At 46.9% G+C, this 17,421-nt stretch carries 12 protein-coding genes; 7 read left to right on the top strand and 5 right to left on the bottom strand.

The genetic code is table 11. The features are described from left to right. The first annotated feature begins 205 nt into the window (after positions 1-205). The 6 genes from HGH47_RS01270 to mnmA all read left to right on the top strand — a co-directional run bounded on the left by HGH47_RS01270 (position 206) and on the right by mnmA (position 6,166). Positions 206-1,804: a CTP synthase gene (locus HGH47_RS01270; RefSeq protein ID WP_432909921.1), complete on the top strand. Its 1,599-nt coding sequence runs from the start codon at positions 206-208 to the stop codon at positions 1,802-1,804. A 12-nt stretch (positions 1,805-1,816) separates the two neighbouring features. Next, complete coding sequence (locus HGH47_RS01275) at positions 1,817-2,296, top strand: NfeD family protein (RefSeq protein ID WP_432909806.1); 480 nt, start codon at positions 1,817-1,819, stop codon at positions 2,294-2,296. 42 nt (positions 2,297-2,338) lie between these two features. Beyond that, positions 2,339-3,217, top strand: a complete 879-nt coding sequence (locus tag HGH47_RS01280; RefSeq protein WP_432909809.1) for an SPFH domain-containing protein — start codon at positions 2,339-2,341, stop codon at positions 3,215-3,217. Between the two features lie 26 nt (positions 3,218-3,243). Next, on the top strand, positions 3,244-4,476 hold the full coding sequence (locus HGH47_RS01285; protein ID WP_432909812.1) for an LIC_12708 family protein: 1,233 nt from the start codon (positions 3,244-3,246) through the stop codon (positions 4,474-4,476). Continuing rightward, complete coding sequence (locus HGH47_RS01290; RefSeq protein ID WP_432909814.1) at positions 4,469-5,008, top strand: hypothetical protein; 540 nt, start codon at positions 4,469-4,471, stop codon at positions 5,006-5,008. The genes HGH47_RS01285 and HGH47_RS01290 overlap by 8 nt, the downstream gene beginning before the upstream one ends. Before the next feature lie 90 nt (positions 5,009-5,098). Further along, a complete protein-coding gene (mnmA, locus tag HGH47_RS01295) occupies positions 5,099-6,166 on the top strand; it encodes a tRNA 2-thiouridine(34) synthase MnmA (protein WP_432909816.1) in 1,068 nt (355 codons plus the stop codon). Between the two features lie 99 nt (positions 6,167-6,265). On the opposite strand, the gene HGH47_RS01300 is transcribed toward mnmA, so the two are convergent. Continuing rightward, complete coding sequence (locus HGH47_RS01300) at positions 6,266-7,816, bottom strand: AbgT family transporter (protein WP_212565096.1); 1,551 nt, start codon at positions 7,814-7,816, stop codon at positions 6,266-6,268. A 266-nt stretch (positions 7,817-8,082) separates the two neighbouring features. On the opposite strand from HGH47_RS01300, the gene HGH47_RS01305 reads away from it, so the two are divergent. Beyond that, positions 8,083-9,420, top strand: coding sequence for an MATE family efflux transporter (locus HGH47_RS01305; protein ID WP_212565095.1), 1,338 nt, complete (start codon positions 8,083-8,085; stop codon positions 9,418-9,420). Positions 9,421-9,703: 283 nt separating this feature from the next. Here HGH47_RS01305 and HGH47_RS01310 read toward each other — a convergent pair whose 3' ends face one another. From HGH47_RS01310 to HGH47_RS01325, 4 genes are all read right to left on the bottom strand, one after another. Next, on the bottom strand, positions 9,704-10,747 hold the full coding sequence (locus HGH47_RS01310) for a glycosyltransferase family 2 protein (protein WP_212565094.1): 1,044 nt from the start codon (positions 10,745-10,747) through the stop codon (positions 9,704-9,706). Further along, positions 10,747-13,320 (bottom strand): hypothetical protein, encoded by a 2,574-nt coding sequence (locus tag HGH47_RS01315; RefSeq protein WP_212565093.1) that lies wholly within the window; start codon positions 13,318-13,320, stop codon positions 10,747-10,749. Before HGH47_RS01315 ends, HGH47_RS01310 begins: the two co-directional genes overlap by 1 nt. Positions 13,321-13,937: 617 nt before the next feature. Next, on the bottom strand, positions 13,938-14,429 hold the full coding sequence (locus HGH47_RS01320; protein ID WP_212565092.1) for a deoxycytidylate deaminase: 492 nt from the start codon (positions 14,427-14,429) through the stop codon (positions 13,938-13,940). A gap of 24 nt (positions 14,430-14,453) precedes the next feature. After that, positions 14,454-17,303 carry a penicillin-binding protein 1A gene (locus HGH47_RS01325; RefSeq protein WP_212566590.1) on the bottom strand — a complete coding sequence of 950 codons (2,850 nt, stop codon included), beginning with the start codon at positions 17,301-17,303 and terminating at the stop codon, positions 14,454-14,456. Positions 17,304-17,421: the final 118 nt, after the last annotated feature.

Consider the following 17,421-nt stretch of genomic DNA (forward strand, 5'->3'; position numbering starts at 1 on the left):
CGACCTGTTCGACAACGAAGTTATTGAACAGGCTTATTCATTCAAGGTAATCGACAACCTTTTGCATTTTATACTTTTTTAGGGAGATTGTGAACATCCGTTCGAAGGAAATTTTAGGCGCTAAGGATGGTTTTATCTTATGATGCTCTGCGGCGAGGTATATTGATTGCGGAAGCCCTCATAATATGCTATAGTAGCGTACATGATGAAAGCTCGTTTTATTTTTATTACCGGCGGGGTTGTTTCTTCCCTTGGGAAAGGCATTACCGCCGCATCTATCGGACTTTTGCTTAAAAGCAGAGGTTTTTCGGTTATCAATCAAAAGTTTGATCCTTATCTGAATATCGATCCGGGGACGATGAACCCCTACCAGCATGGAGAAGTTTTTGTAACGGAGGACGGCGGCGAAACCGACCTCGATCTCGGCCATTATGAACGGTTCACCGATGTTGCTTTACATAAATTTAATAGTCACACGGCAGGAAAAGTGTATCTTTCCATTTTGGATCATGAACGGGCTGGAGACTATTGCGGAGCGACCGTACAGGTTATCCCGCATGTTACCGACGAAATTAAACACCGCATTATGCAAACGGCGGAGCAAACCGGCAGCGATATCGTTATTACGGAAATAGGCGGTACTGTCGGCGATATCGAATCGCTCCCTTTTATAGAAGCAATTCGGCAAATCCGGAACACGGTCGGCAGGGAACATTGCCTTTTTATCCACCTCGGCCTTTTACCGTACCTAAAAGAATGCGGCGAGCTTAAAACCAAGCCCATGCAGCATAGCGTTAAAGAGCTGCTCGGCTTCGGGATTCAGCCCGATATCATTATGTGCCGCAGCGAAAAAAAACTCAGCAAATCCATTCGTGAAAAGCTCAGCCTTTTTTGCAATGTCAGTCAAGACGCCATTATCGAAAATCTTACTGCAAAGTCTATCTACGAAGTTCCGCTGATGCTGGAAGAAGGGAACCTCGGTAAAAAAATCTGCGAGCTTTTCAATATTCCCAATCGAGAGCCCGATTTGCAGTCATGGAAGGAAATGGTTGAATCCTACTATCATCCCGAAAGAGAAGTAACGGTTGCGCTTGTCGGTAAATACACCGAGCTGCCCGATGCGTATTTAAGTGTAAGCGAAGCGCTGACCGCTGCCGGGGTCTATCACCGCGCACGTGTAAAGCAGCTGTGGATTGACGCAGCGAAGATTACGGATGCTGCAAAGGCTGAAGAGCTGTTAAAGGATGCACAGGCGATTATCGTTCCGGGCGGCTTCGGTGAACGCGGTATTGAAGGGATGGTGCTTACTGCGGAATATGCGCGCACCAAGGGCGTTCCCTATTTCGGTATTTGCCTTGGAATGCAGATTGCCGTTATCGAATTTGCCCGCCATGTACTCGGGTTGGAACGCGCGCATTCCTCCGAGTTTATCAAGAATTGTGAACCCGTCATCGACTTGATGCCCGACCAAAAAGACGTGCAGCTCGGCGGTACGCTCAGGCTCGGTTCTTTCCGCTGTATGGTTGCGGAAAACAGCAAGGCGGAACAGGCATATAAAATGCACGAAATCAGTGAGCGCCACCGGCACCGCTATGAATTTAACAATTTGTACCGCAGCCGGTTTGAAAACACCGACATGCTGCTTTCGGGAATCAACCCCGAGCGTAATTTGGTGGAAATCGTCGAGCTGAAAAAGCATCCGTGGTTTGTAGCGGTGCAGTTTCATCCCGAATTTGCCTCCCGTCCGAATAAGCCGCATCCGCTATTCCGTGACTTTATCGGAGCGGCGCTGGCGCGAATGTAAGGCAATTGCCGTATGCTCTTCCAACTGTCGATGTTTTTAGCGTTTTATACGCCGTGGTTTTGGTTCGGTATCGCCGTTATTTGTGCAGTTATCGAGGGGATGACGCTCGGTTTAACGACCGTGTGGTTTGCGCTCAGCGCCGTGCTGATGATTTTCATTTCTATGTTGCATCCGCCGTTTTATGTGCAGTGCGTTCTGTTTGCGCTTGTTGCATTGCTGCTGCTCTTTTTTACCCGTCCCATTGCGCTGAAATTTTTGCATACCAAACGGGAAAAAACCAATGCAGACAGCCTTATCGGTAAAAAAGCCGTCGTGCTACAAACCATTACCGAATGGGAAAAGGGGCAAGTTAAAATCAACGGCGTTGTGTGGACGGCTGCTTCGGTTAACGGCACGGCGCTACCTGCCGGAGAGGAGTGTATCATCGAAAGGATAGAGGGTGTTACCCTGATTGTAAAAGAAACGGATGCCTCTGAAAACCGAAACGTTTAGAGACGCCTAACGAGAACCTAAATATAATAGAGAGGTTTTATTATGTGGATTGTTTTTGCATTAATCGTATTCGTACTCATTCTGCTTATTTTAAATATCAGAATTGTACCGCAGTCTCAGTCGTTTATTATCGAACGGCTTGGCGGCTATTTCCAGTCATGGGAGGTCGGCCTGCACGTTAAGATGCCGTTTGTCGATCGAATCGCTAATAAGGTGTCGCTTAAGGAACGGGTGCTCGATTTTAAGCCGCAGCCGGTTATTACGAAAGACAACGTTACCATGATGATTGACACGGTTATTTATTTTCAGATTACCGACCCGAAACTCTATACCTACGGCGTTGAAAACCCGATGAATGCGATAGAAAATCTGTCGGCGACCACGCTGCGGAATATTATCGGTGAATTGGAACTTGACGGTACGCTGACAAGCCGCGATGTTATCAATACTCGTATGCGCAGCATTTTGGACGAGGCAACCGATCCCTGGGGGATTAAGGTAAACCGCGTAGAAGTAAAGAATATCATTCCCCCTGAATCCATTCAGGAAGCGATGGAAAAACAGATGCGTGCAGAACGTGAACGGCGCGAGGCCATCCTCATCGCAGAAGGACAAAAGCAGTCCTCCATTCTGGTGGCGGAAGGAAAAAAGGCGTCGATGATTTTACAGGCAGAAGCGGAAAAAGAATCCGCTATATGCAGAGCGCAGGGTGAGGCTGAGGCGATTTTAGCTATCCAAAAAGCAACTGCCGAAGGTTTGAATCTTATTAAGAATGTCGGCGCCGACCCTGCACTGATTAAACTGCGCAGCTTGGAAGCCTTTGAAAAAGTAGCCGACGGAAAATCGACGAAAATTATTATTCCTGCTGATATTCAGAATATGGCAGGGCTTGTGTCAAGTATTGCGGAAGTTATCAAATAAGCATCGAAAGAAGCCGAATTATTGTAATGTATCGCTGCAGTCATTTTGTTAAAGGGCTTTGTATTTTCTTGTGTGCCGTTGTTTCTCTTTGTGCCGTTTCGTGTGGGAAAGAAAAAACGGGGAACTTGGAGCGCAAACAACTTTTTTCAATTAAATACGGAAATTTTGAAGATCAGCTCGATTTATTTCAGCTGGCAAGTCCGTATGTCCGTCCCGACAGTCAGTTGGTCATGGATGATGGTATTTTTTACTTAAGCAATTCAGGCGCGGGAAAAATTATGAAATTGACGTCTTTCGGTGATTTGCTTGCGCTGTATTATAATCCCGAAAAGAATCCCCGCCCGACATTTATCGACGCCGATCAAGCGGATAAAATTATGACTCGCCGTGCCGTGCCGTATCCGCTGAATCATCCGACCTATCTTGCCGTAACGCCGAACAAGCACTTGTTTGCCGTCGATACGGTCAACGAAGAACGTATTGAATACGATCAAACGGAGAATCTTGCGTTACGCGATACGGTCATTCATTTTAATGAGACCTGTGAATTTGTTGATACCGTCGGACAAGAAGGAGTCGGCGGTACGCCGTTTCCACCTATCGAAGGACTGTATGCGGATTCAAACAATGGTCTTATTGTAGTATGTCGAACGGAAACCGGTATCAGGGTGTACTGGTATGACAATACGGGCGGTTTGCTGTACAAAATTCCTATTGCATTTAGCGGATTGCCGTCGCCTTACACCAACGATGTAAAAGTATTTTCGAGCCTTGATAAGGCTGTTCCCGATTTTACGGCAAAGAAGCTGCATATTAAAGTCGATTATTACCGTGAAGATATCGATACGGATATCAATGTGAGCGCCGGAATCAGTTATGATAAAAGCTGCCTGTATACTTTTAATATTGAAGATAGGCAGTATGAACGAACCGTCGATATCGCACCGTATGAGGATACGGAGGATACCAATAGCGGTACTCGCCCTGTTAAAAAAGTGTATGGGTTGCTCGGTGTAACGGAAAATGATTGGTGTTTGTTAACGACACCGCGTTCCGACGGATATATCCTCGAATTAATCAACTTACATTCAAATAAAATATATACGCGAACATTGACCGTCTCCCCTGACGAATTAGTGTATAACGCTTTCCATCTTTCTTCCGATGGTATCTTATCGGCGCTCCTTGCAGGGGACAAGCTGGCGGACATCGTTTGGTGGAAGACATCCGAAATTACCGGAGCGTCAAAAAATGAATAACCAACCGGATTCACGGGATGAGGGAAGTTCGTATCTCCGCTATGACCGAAGTGAGCGTTTAAAGCGTGCGCCGGAATCGGTGCAGCAGATGTATGAGCCCGACTACATCAAAAAAATGAGTCTTCTTAAAAACCTTACCGCAACTCGTTCAACCCGATCTATGCTGTTTGCTATTGTTGCCGTTTTTGCCCTCACCTTTGCATCATTTTTATTTAAAACCGATCGGCAGTCAGGAAAAATTGAGGGAGTTCCGGTTAAATTGGAATACTTAACGCAGCAGGAACATCTCTATGTGAATATTTCGTTCGAGGCAACGGAACAAAGCGATGACTATGCGCTGCCGCTTACCGTCCGTATCACCGCAGCAAACCGCGATACGGAACAGAAGGAAACAAAAACCGTCGAAGTGATTTACATCGGCAGCGCTTTAAGCGTGCCGGTTCAGTTTCCTGCTCATACCTATAAACGATTGGAAGCGGTTGTGCTGACGAACGGTAAAGCTGTATCGTTGCGGACTTCTGTAAAAAAGTAACAGCGGAACAATGCGGGGAATTGCTAAAAGCTATACCTGAGTTTTTAGAGATGCCCAACATACCGTATGAAGGATATTTGAACTGTGAGTATGAAGATTGCAGTAGGTTTAAGCGGAGGGGTAGATTCCGGCGTTGCCGCAAAGCTTTTGATAGAAGAGGGGCATGACGTGTGCGGCGTTACGCTCCGCCTGCTGAATGAACAAACCTCTGCCGCGAAGGAACAAACCGAGCGGATTATTGAAGAAGCGGCGCAGGCAGCGCGGCTGCTCGGTATTCCGCACCGTGTCTACGACTTCCGTGCCGAATTTCAAAAGCAGATCATCGATTATTTTATAAAAAGCTACCGCAGCGGAGAAACGCCGAACCCGTGTTACATCTGTAATAAGCAGATTAAATTCGGCCTGCTTTTGGAACAGGCTTTACGGGAAGGTTGCGATGCTATTGCGACCGGTCATTATGCCAAGGTGTTTCAGGAGCCGTCCGGCCGGTATGCGTTGGAGCAGGGTGCCGATGCGCAGAAAGATCAAAGCTATTTTTTGGCCTTGTTGAGTCAAGAGCAGTTAAGCAGGACGTTTTTCCCGCTTGCAGAATTGACGAAGCCGGAGGTTCGCCTTATTGCGGAAAAGGCCGGATTGGTCAATGCACATAAGAGTGACAGCCAAGATATTTGCTTTGTACCGGACGGCGACTATACGGCAGTAATCGAAGCATTGGCGCCCGATGCGTTTCCCGAAGGAGATTTTATCGATATCAATGGCGCCAAGGTCGGCACGCACCGCGGCTTGCACCGTTATACCATTGGGCAGCGGCGGGGGCTTGCTTTGCCGTTCGGTTATCCGATTTACGTGGTTGAAAAATCGGCAGAGCATAATACGGTTACCGTCGGTGCGGGGGATGCCCTTCTTGCCGCCGCCTGTTCGGTGCGGGAAGTAAACTGGATTGCCGAAATGCCGCAGGAGCCTTTTTACGCAGAGGTTAAAACACGGTACCGGCAGCAGCTGAAAAAAGCCTGTATTGAACCGATCGGCACAAGCCGAGGCCGCATCGTTTTTACCGAACCCGAACGGGCGGTTGCGCGCGGGCAAGCCGCTGTATTTTATTGCGGGAGTAGGGTAGTCGGCGGCGGTATTATCGACGGCGTGGAAGCCTGCGACTGATAGTTACTCCCGAAGAATCAAAGGATAAACGAGTGGAAACCTCTAAAAACTGCGCCGATAGGCTTGATATTTTTAGAGGTTCCCTAAGTTTTTTTAATCTTATAATGTTAAGAATGCTCCCGGGCCGAGCGGTAAGCCGGTTACATACCAGATAATCATCAAGCCGAGCCATGAAAGCAGGAACGCGATTGAATACGGCAACATTATCGATATCAATGTTCCAAGACCGGAATCCTCATCATATTTTTTCATAAAGACGACGATCATCGCAAAGTAGCTCATCAGCGGAGTGATGATATTGGTGCTGGAATCTCCGATACGATATGCAACCTGCGTTAAAGCCGGTGAAAGGCCGAGGTTTACCATCATCGGTACGAAGATCGGCGCCATAATTCCCCATTTTGCAGAGGCGGAACCGATAAAGAGGTTCAAGAACGCGGAAATAATTACGAATGCGATGATAAGCGGTAAGCCGGTAAACCCGATGCTCTTTAAAAAGTTAGCGCCGTTTACGGAAAGAATGGTTCCAAGGTTTGTTTTACCGAAGTAGCTGACGAACTGCGCTGCAAAGAATGCCAGTACAAGGTAGCCGGCCATTGAGCTCATACCGTGTGTCATCCCTTTTACGAGGTCTCCGGAGTTTTTAATTTTTCCCAAGGTTTTACCGTATACTAAGCCGGGTACCAAGAAAAGAATTAAAATAACGGGGAGCAAGCCGCCGTGCATAAAGTTGCTGAGAGAACTAACGCCTGTTTTGGGATTCACTTCGCTTAAGATAGCGAGGGACGGAAGACCGGGTAAGCCGAACATCCCGATAACGAGTATGACCACCATAATCAGAATGGCAATACCGGCACGCTTTAATCCCTTGGTTTCTTCTGCGGAAACGGGCATATTATCCGGCTGATAGGTGCCGTGGTATTCGCCTAAGTTCTTTTCTACGATCTTTTCGGTTACCAAGGTTCCGATAATTGTCAACAAGAATGTCGATACGATCATAAAATACCAGTTACAGGTAGGATCAAGCGGGATGTCCATACCGGCATTATGGAGCGCTTCGATCGTGATACCGGTTAAAAGCGGGTCGGTAGTTCCCAGCAAGAGGTTTGCAGAGAAACCGCCTGAAACACCGGCAAAGGCTGCGGCAAGACCTGCGAGCGGGTGCCGTCCTGCATTTGCAAATACGATAGCGCCAAGCGGAATAACTACAACGTAACCGGCATCGGACGCAATGTTACTCATAATACCGGCAAAAACGACAACAGCAGTTAACAGCCGGGGATTAATATTGGTAAGGAGCTTTTTCAGTGAGGTGTTGATAAGCCCTGTCCACTCGGCAACGCCGATACCGAGCATTGCGACCAATACCGTACCGAGCGGCGCAAAACCGGTAAAGTTTTTTGTTGCGCTGTTTAAAATATAGCGAAATCCGTCGACATTCAAAAGCGAAAGAGCCTTTATCGTTACTTCCTGCCCTTTTTTTGCGTCAAAGTAAGTAACCGGCGCACCGACAGCCGCTACAATAGCGGAAATAAAGACAACGATAATGCTGAGGATAAAGAATAACATCGCCGGATGGGGCAGCTTATTTCCAATCCTTTCAACGCCTTTGAGAAATCCTGAGACTTCCTTGTTCTTTTTTGTACTCATAAGAACTCCTAGAAAATGGTTTTCGCATACTAGAATGCGATAATACCTTCAATTATATATGATGATTTCCATATTGGCAAATATAAATTTTAAAAATATCAATATCTTTTTATCATATATTTCGGCACAACCTACGAAGTGTGTTTGATGCACTTGCGTTAAGAGCGCTGCTGACAATACTGTTATGCGAGGTTGACAATCCGTTTCTATTCGTATATATTTCCGTTATAAATAACTGACGTTATCGTCGGTTTCTAGGAGTTCTTATGACGGATAAACGAGAAGAGCTTGTATCGGGAAATATATTCAAGCTCATGCTAAAATTAGGTGTGCCGGGCATTATCGGTATGCTGGTAATCAGTTTATACAGTTTTGTCGACGCAATGTTTGTCGGGCGGTATGTGGGTGAAAAAGCGCTCGGAGCAATCAGCGTCGCCTATGCTTTTACGTTGGTAAATAATGGTATTGCGGTATTGGTCGGGATTGGTTCCGCATCGATTTTATCGCGGGCAGTCGGCAGAAAAGACCAAAAGACCGTCGATGCGGTGATGGGAAACGTATTGGTGTTGTCGGTACTGATGTCCTCAGTAGTGATGATAGTCGGATACATTTTTGCGCCGCAGCTTCTCACCCTTATCGGGGCGGAAGGAGAAATGCACGCAATGGGGGTGCAATATTTACGGATTGTGTACCTTGGCTCCATATTTGTAAACTTCGGACAGGCTTCAAATATGGTACTGCGCGGAGAAGGAAGAATTGCGCTTGCGATGATTATCATGGGATCCGGCGCCGTGCTGAATATTGTGCTTGACGCACTGTTTATTATTGTATTCAACCAAGGAATCGCCGGCGCTGCCGTTGCCACGGTTATTTCGCAGGCGGTTTTCGCATTGGTCAGCTTTTTTTACTTTTTATGTTTCAGCAAAAATGTTCGCTTTAAAACCATTAAACCGGATAGATCGATTGTCGGAGAAACAATTGCAATCGGTATGTCTGCGATGATTATGCAGGTACTTTCGTTGGTGCAGCAAACGGTAATGTATTCGACATTGAAAAAATACGGCGGAGAAGATCAGGTTGTTCTAATGGGCGCATTCTTCCGCTATTTGATGTTGAGCTTTATTCCGCTGTGGGGATTAAGCCAAGGATACCAGCCCTTTGTCGGTACGAATTTCGGTGCAGGACTTTTTGATCGGGTAAAAAAAGGCACCGGCTTGTTCTATGGCTTCGGCCTTTTGCTTGCAATAACGGCATGGGCTATATTTTTACTCAGTCCTGAAAAGGTATTGGGCTTGTTCATTGATAACCCTGTACTCGTTGCGCAGGGAAAAACCAATGCCGTTATTGCCATGATAATCTTCCCTGCGCTTGCGATTATGATATTGAATATGACGCTCTTTCAGGCTATCGGCAAGCCGAAACCCGCCGGTATTTTAGCGATTTCTCGCCAGCTCGTGCTTTTTGTACCCGCAGTACTGATACTGCCCCATTTTTTCGGAGCACGGGGCGTATGGCTCGCAATGCCGCTCGTTGACGGAATCGTCGTAGTGCTTTCCGTTATTATTATGATAAAGATATTCGCAACCGACTTGGTAAAAAAATAACACTTACAGTCAGGCAACCGCTTAAAGTATTTTCGATGCGGTTGCCGTGTACGAAACGGTGTTCAGGAGTTGGGCGACGATATTGTGGAAGGGAAAAAAAGTATGCCCGCAATATTGCATATCGAAGAACATCCCGAAGATGCTGCGGCTCTTGCCGCTTATTCGTGCTGAGGGTTTAATACCTGCCATTTTTCGGCAACGCTCTGCGTCAGGGGTGTTGATTTTGAACAGGCGCAGCGGGAAGGCATTGATTCCTCTGCAATAGAAAAAGCGGTTGCATTGCTCAACTCAAAAGACTCGCTTTTTCCGCAGCGTTTACATACTCCTCGCCCCAGTAATCGCAGAGGATTGTGTAAGCGTCACCGCGAAGGGAGGGAATAACACGCTTTAAGTGGCGGAGGTTTTGCAGTAAGGCTATTTTACAGCGGTTTTGCAGGGCTGCGGTCAGCTTTTCGGCATTGGGGGCGCTCAAGGGGTGTTCTTCAAGATACGAAAAGATTACGGCAAAGACCGAGGCTGCCGTGCAAGCCCTTTCCCAGCGGGCGAGGTCTTTTATTTCTCGGTTGGAGCTTATGCCCGTGCCTATATGATAGTTATACACGATGTCTTCTATTCCGAAATAGGAGCGGGCATGGAGCAGGATAAAAAAGTAAATAAGAAAGTCTTCGCCCATCGTGCAAAATGTGTGAGGAATATCTGCAAAAGCAGCCTTAACCGCCTCGGTACGGAAGAGCTTTGCCCATAAAAAACTTGATAGCTCTCCTTTTAGTAAAAAAGAATTTAGAAGTTCATCTCCTTCCAAAAGACCTATATGAACCTTTTTTATATTTTCTTCCATTTCGGCAAGGGAGGCTTCTTTGTAAAGCGGAGCTTCCTCATCGGAAAAGTCGGTCTTATACTCCGCCGTACCGTGGATGATATCGGCGGCATCCGCAAGGGAACCGGTACCTGAAGCAAGCAGTCCATTGTACAAATGCAAAAGAGCATCCGGCGGAAGGGTATCGTCGGAATCCGCAAAGCAGAGGTAGGTTCCGGAGGCGGCTTGTACGGCAGTGCGGCGGGCTTCAACCAGTCCAAGATTTTTAGAGTGTTCCAAAAGAATAAGAGGAATACCGGCGGCTTTGAATTTCTTCTTATAAGGTTTAAGGATTGTAGGCAAGGAGCCGCCGGCGGGGCTGCCGTCGTTTACGATGATAACTTCAACCGGCAAGCCCCCCGCCTTTGTATCCGCCGGCAAGGACTCCTGCGCTAACACGCTATCCAGCAGCGCAGGAAGAGATCTTTCCGTTCCGTAGACCGGAACGGAAAGACTGATAAGAGCCGTCATTATTTCCACTCATAACCGCAACCGGAAGGTCTCGCAAGTGTTTTTGAAAACTCAATAGCGGAATCGGTTTTTGTCGATTGAGGCGTGCCTTCAAGTGAACCGTCATCCTTTATACCAAAATCCCATATAAAATGGAATTGTTCAACATCATCAGTATTTGGAGCACTTAGACTGGTAATGTACCCCCAAAAACCGTCAGAGGCAATGATGAGTTTTTTCGGCATGACGGCAATAAACCGGTAAGGTGCAAATTTGCCGCCTTCTTTTCTTTTCTCATCGGCCTCAGGGGTAAGAATGTGAATTTTATCCCTCGGCAATTCCGTAGTGTGAAGAACCTCTGCATTTCCGGAAAAATCGGCTGTAGAACTGCCTATTTTCATGAGTTTCCCTGAAATAGAGTCTTTTTTGTAATATGTATTAGATGGATCAGTCTCGTCATATTCATAGCGGTACTGTACTGCCGTTAGACCGTATAAAATACCTTCTTGTATATGCAGAGCGGTTAAATCTCCCGGTCTTGACCAAGTTGAAGCGTTGGTTACCTCACCGAGAACATTAATTGCACCACCGACTGCGCTGCCGTCGACATGCGTATATTTTTGCACTCTAACAGTATACCCCGAATACCCGGTCTCTTTTTTTAGAGCAACAAAGAAGCCGTTTTTATCTGCTGCAAGCGCGGTAAAGCGTGTTTTGTTATTGCCAACATCTTGAGGCCCTCCAAAAGTGCCGCTGCCGGCGAAACTATTATCCTCCGCAGCGGAAGAAAATGGATCGTTCTTCGCCCATGTAAGCCGTTTGATGTATGATTTATCACTGCCATTATAGCTGTAATACAAGGCGTTTACCGATTGACCATCCTTTTTTACACTGCCCGATATGTCAATGGCAATGGCGGTCGGTTGATCGGATAATGATGATGTACTTACAGTTACGCTGCTATCATAGCTGCCGTCATCTTTCAGCTCAAAGCGGCATATACGGTAGCCTCCGGTTTTATATCGTACTATGTAGAAGTTTCCGGCTTCGTCAAAGCAAAACACATCGGTAAAACGACTGCTGGATGATGTTGAATTAGCAAGTTCAGTTTCTGCCGTGAGTGCATCAGCGGCTGAATTGAGCTGATAATAGTCGAAACCGGCAGCATTCTTTTTCCAGACGATGGTCTTTGTACTTACACCTGTCCATACAGGATTTTCGCCCAGCCAAGTAATCCCGCTTGGGGCATCATTAAAGGTAAGCGCATTGCTTCCTTTATTAAGCGTTGCAATACGGTTTTTGTTTGCGATAATACGGGGCTTTCCTTTTTGATACTCGAACGTTACGCCGTCATCGGCTATGTAGAGGTTTTCTTCATCAAAACCGACTACCTTTACGGGGCCGTAGAAGTTGCTTTCTTCGGTAGGGTAAATATCGTTTCCGTCAGAAGTATGGTCATTTGCAATACCGATGCGGACAGGATTGCTTATCGAAGCGGTTGTGCCGTCAGCCGAATATGAGTATTTGACAATACCTCCTAAGGAAAAGGAGTCCGGAATGGTTTGACATTTAGAAAAAAGAACATAGAGGGTATCGGCAGTCATGTAAAGGCCGTTTATCGTCCCATGTAACCACCCCGCCGACACCTCTAATGTAATCTTTGTATCTTCGCGTAAATCGGGCTGAGCGGAAAGCGTAATTTCGGAAACGGTATCTTCGGTTATGCGGTACATTTTTAATTCCGGACCTACCATTCCATATCCTGAGGCGATGAGTACATTATTATATACGGCATAGCCGGTTAGATACCCGAGAGACGCTCCCATCAATTCTATAGGCGAGCCGCCGGCTTCGTTTATTCTATACAGCTTCATATTCAAGCCGTCTTTTGCAACAAGGTAGACTGCACCTGTTGCATGATCGCTTGCAAGCGCCGGTCTATGACAGTTTTCCGGCAGGGTAAAGGTTTTAGTTTCTTTATCACTCTCGCTCGTGTAACGTTCTAGTATACTATTGCTGCTTTCTTGATATGCAAGATAGGTTCTACCTTTATTGTCGCGGCAAAGGTTATGATATTTAATGTGCTCTTTCTTTACTTCCTTTGAACCTATTTTCAACGTGAATGTGTAATCATTTACACCGCCTGAATGGGATCCATGGGGCTTATTAGTACCGAACAGGAGTCTGTTTAAAGCAGCGGCAGCTTTTTTAAGCTTAACGCTGACGGTATTGGTGCCGGAAGTAACCTCGTGCTGTTTTTCGCCCGACCATCGAGCCGAAACGTTTTCAACACTAATCTTTACGACGATTTTTTCGCCGACCGGCAACGTTAAGGACATGGTTTTAGGAGCACTTTCGGCAAAGTGTTTTTCCGTAATAGACGTTCCATCATCCTTCGTAACCTTTATGGTCATTTGGGAATTATTGAGAAGCGGTAAGCCGTTTGAGCCAACCGCACGGCTTACGCCATTCCCGGCAATTCCGATAATCACCGTCCCGTAGCCCTGCGGAGCCTCCGGTTTACCAAAGGCTGCCTGCCCACAGGAAATAAACAAGAAACTTACTGCGATAAAAAATATTGTAATCTTTTTCATTTTCTTCCTCCGTTTCTAAAATAAAGGCAGTATTACCTACATAATGCGGTGTTATTTCGCATACTCTAAAATCACTATAAGTATAATCCAAAGGGGAAAAAGTCAATGCAAGTGATTGACATATAAACAATTACCGTCCTTATCCTTGCCGGAGGACGAGGTATAAAAACTGTCGGGCTGACTTTTTATCAATACGGTGTACGATAACGATATAGAAAAAACAAGTGTAGAAAAAGCTGTAACGATTTTTTAATCAATGATGCTTTCTTGTGTGCTATTAACTACTGTTTAAGGGGTAAATCTTCCCAAAAAACTTCTCTTTTTAGTATCAAGTTTCGCGCTCACTCGAAGCTCGCTGTTAAAAGTGTACACGGATGTACACTTTTAACGATGCAGACGCTAGTAACGTACAAAAAACACCCGCAGGCACATTACTGACTAGAACCACCACCATCCGTGGTGGAGATGATACGTTGAGGATATTCAGAAGCGGCAAGGATGTCGCTGGTTTAAACAGAAGCGATGTTTTAGCGTCAGCTGAAACTCGCTGCCAAAAGTGTACAAGGATGTACACTTTTGGCAAGACAACGCAGATGTGCCGTATATTTTCAAAAGTATTATTGGCCTTGATATTCTTCGATAGTATCACTCAAATGCTCAAGGGTAACGCCCGCCTGTTTGAACATCTCGATTGAGTCGGCGCTGTCGTGATATCGTTTTTCAGCAATAACTCGTTTGATACCGCAGTTGATAATGAGCATTGCGCATGTCCGGCACGGGGTCATTTTGCAGTAGAGTGTTGCACCGTCGATGCTGATTCCCCGTTTTGCTGCTTGGCAAATTGCATTCTGCTCCGCATGGACGGTGCGGACGCAGTGTTGGCTTATGGTGCCGTCTTCGTGCTGCACTTTTTTAAATTGATGTCCGACATCATCGCAATGGGGTAATCCGCGGGGTGCGCCCACATAGCCGGTAACTAAGAGTTGGTTATCTCGAGCAATAACGCATCCCGATCTGCCTCTATCGCAGGTTGCACGTTTTGCAATTGCGCGGCAGACTTCCATAAAATATTCATCCCATGTCGGGCGGACGTACGGCTGTTCACTCATGTTTTATCCTTTTAGAAAATTCCCTTATAGCCACGGGTTAATACCTTCCTCCTGTATCGCTCCGTTGTTTTGTTCCTGTGTTTCGGAGCCGGTCGGGTTGGATTCTGCAGGCGGGAAAGACGGTAGCGGAGTTCCCTCGTCGATAGTTTCCAAATGAGTTTGAGGAATCGGCGGCTGCAACGTATTGCCCACTCCTGATGTTCCCGAAGTCTGCCCCTGTTGAGTTGCTGCATTTTGTTCTTGTTGCGGAGTGAGCGTCGGCGTCTGATCTATGGATGACTCATCTTCACCTGAGCGTAAGTATGGATTAGATTCAAAAGTGTTGTCTGTGCCGGAGGGCGTTATAAGCTCATCGGTTATAAACGAATCTGTCGTATAGGAAGTATTTCCTCTCCGTCTTTGTTTACTCGGTTCAGGATCTTCAAAAATACGCGGGTCAATGAGTACATCCGTTTTAATAATGTCAACCGGCGTTTGTCCGGTACTGTAATTACTTTTGCGTAGGCGGTCTTTGGCAATTTCCAGCAGTACATTGTTTGCTTCATGATAGGTACACGCCTCCGTCGGTTCCGTACCCGATAAAAAGTAGAGCGATACCGTGCCTTCGTTGCAGTAGGGCGTTTGCAGCATTCCGGATTTTGAACAAACCGATACGGCGGTTAATCCTGTTTCGGGTCGAATAAAATCCCGATACGGCATATCTTCATGGATTGCCTTCATAAAGTTTGCCCACGGAGGGCCTGCGAGCGTCGCCCCCGTGTTATCAAGACCGAGCGACTGTCCACCCTTATCATAGCCGAACCAAACCGCGGCGGTATAATACGGAGAAAAGCCGATTGTCCATGCGTCAGACCAGTTCTGGGTTGTGCCGGTTTTACCCGCAACAGGCATAGAAAAGTATTTTCCCGTTGTTTTATCTTTATACCGGAACTTTGAACCGCTGCTTGAAGCATACGCGAGCGTCCCTTCGGTAACCGTTCTCTTCAGTACCGAAGTCATAAGATAGGCATTTTGGGGGCTGATAACTTGCATCGCATTTCCTCGCCGCCGCTGTTCTAACCGTAAATCCCGTTCGGGATCCATCACAATTGTACCATTGCGGTTTTCGACGGTGCGGATGGCAATGGGGTCAACCCGCCGCCCCTGATTTGCAAAAACGGCAAACGCCTTTGCCATCTGAACGGGCGCAACGCTGATAACGCCGAGTGCAAGCGGGTATAGCCGCGGGAACGTGCGGTCTATTTCATCTTGATCGGTGATGCCGAGCAGTGCGGCGGAGCGGGTAATTGCTGCGTCGAAGCCGATAGTATCAAGCACCTTAATCGCGGGGATATTCAGCGACTTTGCAAGCGCTCTCCATGCCAGAACGGTACCCTGCCAATGCCCTGCATAGTTATTGGGGATATATGGAACGCCGCTCTGGTTTTGAAATACCTGCGGTGTATCTTCCAGCACGGTTGCCGGTGTAATCAATTTGGTGTCGAAAGCTGCGGAATACAGAAGCGGCTTAAATGAACTACCCGGCTGGACGCGCCCCTGTGTCGCCCGAATCATCTGATTCGATTCGTCGAATTTACTTCCACCGACGAGTGCCGTAATGTATCCGGTATTATTTTCCAAACAGATGAGCGTTCCCTCAACCGTCTTTCTTGCAAGCTCGTCTTGTACTTTTGCCGTACTTTTTGCGCCGGTGATTTTGAGGTTGTTTAAACCGAAGAGCATCGCTGCCATATCGACAATAGGATTTAAATCACTGCGGTAGTAGGAAAGGGTTTTTGTCTGCACCCGTTCGGAATCGATATGGAGCGCCGGAATATTAAAGGCGAGCGAAACGAGCGCAGTGATGTTGCTGTACAGTTCGCTCTGCGCAAAGCGGTGCGACCGCGTATTTTTTACACGTGTATTCGCGATGCGGATATAATCGCTCATCTCTTTTTCGGCAGCGGCCTGATGGCGCAGGTCGCAGGTGGTATGCACGATATAGCCGTCGGAATAAAAATCCATCGTGCCGTACATCATCGTTTCAAGCTGGCGGCGTACATATTCCGAAAACCAACGGGCTTTATCTTCGCGGTTAAACCATGCGGACGAAGCGGTACGGGTATAATCAAAGTGCGCCCAATACTCATCGTAGGATTCGTCGCGTTCTTCTTTGGTGAGATAGCCGAGGCGCACCATCTCATCGAGGATGTAGCCCTGCCGTTCCTGTACGCGGTTCGGGTATTCAAAAGGATTGTAATAGGCGGGATTCGATAGTTGAATAACCAGTACGGCCGCTTCTGCAGGGGTAATTTCCGCTACGGGATGTCCGAAGTAAAAACGGCAGGCAGCGCTGACGCCGTAGGTACCTCCGCCGAAATAGACTTTGTTCAAATAGAGTTCAAGGATTTCATCTTTTGAGTACCGGCGTTCCATCTGGACTGCCCACCACAGTTCTTTTATCTTCCGCGAAATGCTCATATCGGTACGGTCGCAATATAAAAGTCCCGCGATTTGCTGCGTAATGGTACTTCCGCCGCCGAGTGTTCTGTGGGTAAGTTTTCCGATAATGGCACGGAAAATCGCCTTCATGGTAAAACCGCGATGCCGATAAAAACTACGGTCTTCACGAACGAGGAGCGCATTGATCAAGGCGGGCGGTATTTGCTCAAACTTGATAATTTCCCGCTTTTCGTTGGAAGAAAATTCGGTAATCAAGTCTCCGCGTATATCTAGTATCCGTGTCGGTAAGTCGGGATTAAAAGCGGTAAATTGTTCGCTTTGCTTTACGGCAGCCGTTTCGGCCAGTAAGTAGCCCAGCATCGCCGAGCCTGCAGCAAGCACGGTAAAAACAATAATAAGGTAAATATATAAAAAGACAGTACGTCCGCGCATGCGCCTATAAAAGCACAAAAGCGCTTTTTTTTCAAGCATTATGCTCTAACACCCCTAAGATTTTCCCTTGCGTAATCTATAAAAAAAGGTTACACTGAATCAGTAGCGGTATCCGCAA

Origin of the sequence: Treponema sp. OMZ 805, from assembly GCF_050937395.1 — a bacterium.
In the GTDB taxonomy this organism is placed as follows: domain Bacteria; phylum Spirochaetota; class Spirochaetia; order Treponematales; family Treponemataceae; genus Treponema.

Coding starts and splice junctions, on each gene's coding strand:
- HGH47_RS01270 (WP_432909921.1), top strand. CDS start 206: ATGAAAGCTCGTTTTATTTTTATTACCGGCGGGGTTGTTTCTTCCCTT.
- HGH47_RS01275 (WP_432909806.1), top strand. CDS start 1,817: ATGCTCTTCCAACTGTCGATGTTTTTAGCGTTTTATACGCCGTGGTTT.
- HGH47_RS01280 (WP_432909809.1), top strand. CDS start 2,339: ATGTGGATTGTTTTTGCATTAATCGTATTCGTACTCATTCTGCTTATT.
- HGH47_RS01285 (WP_432909812.1), top strand. CDS start 3,244: ATGTATCGCTGCAGTCATTTTGTTAAAGGGCTTTGTATTTTCTTGTGT.
- HGH47_RS01290 (WP_432909814.1), top strand. CDS start 4,469: ATGAATAACCAACCGGATTCACGGGATGAGGGAAGTTCGTATCTCCGC.
- mnmA (WP_432909816.1), top strand. CDS start 5,099: ATGAAGATTGCAGTAGGTTTAAGCGGAGGGGTAGATTCCGGCGTTGCC.
- HGH47_RS01300 (WP_212565096.1), bottom strand. CDS start 7,816: ATGAGTACAAAAAAGAACAAGGAAGTCTCAGGATTTCTCAAAGGCGTT.
- HGH47_RS01305 (WP_212565095.1), top strand. CDS start 8,083: ATGACGGATAAACGAGAAGAGCTTGTATCGGGAAATATATTCAAGCTC.
- HGH47_RS01310 (WP_212565094.1), bottom strand. CDS start 10,747: ATGACGGCTCTTATCAGTCTTTCCGTTCCGGTCTACGGAACGGAAAGA.
- HGH47_RS01315 (WP_212565093.1), bottom strand. CDS start 13,320: ATGAAAAAGATTACAATATTTTTTATCGCAGTAAGTTTCTTGTTTATT.
- HGH47_RS01320 (WP_212565092.1), bottom strand. CDS start 14,429: ATGAGTGAACAGCCGTACGTCCGCCCGACATGGGATGAATATTTTATG.
- HGH47_RS01325 (WP_212566590.1), bottom strand. CDS start 17,303: ATGCGCGGACGTACTGTCTTTTTATATATTTACCTTATTATTGTTTTT.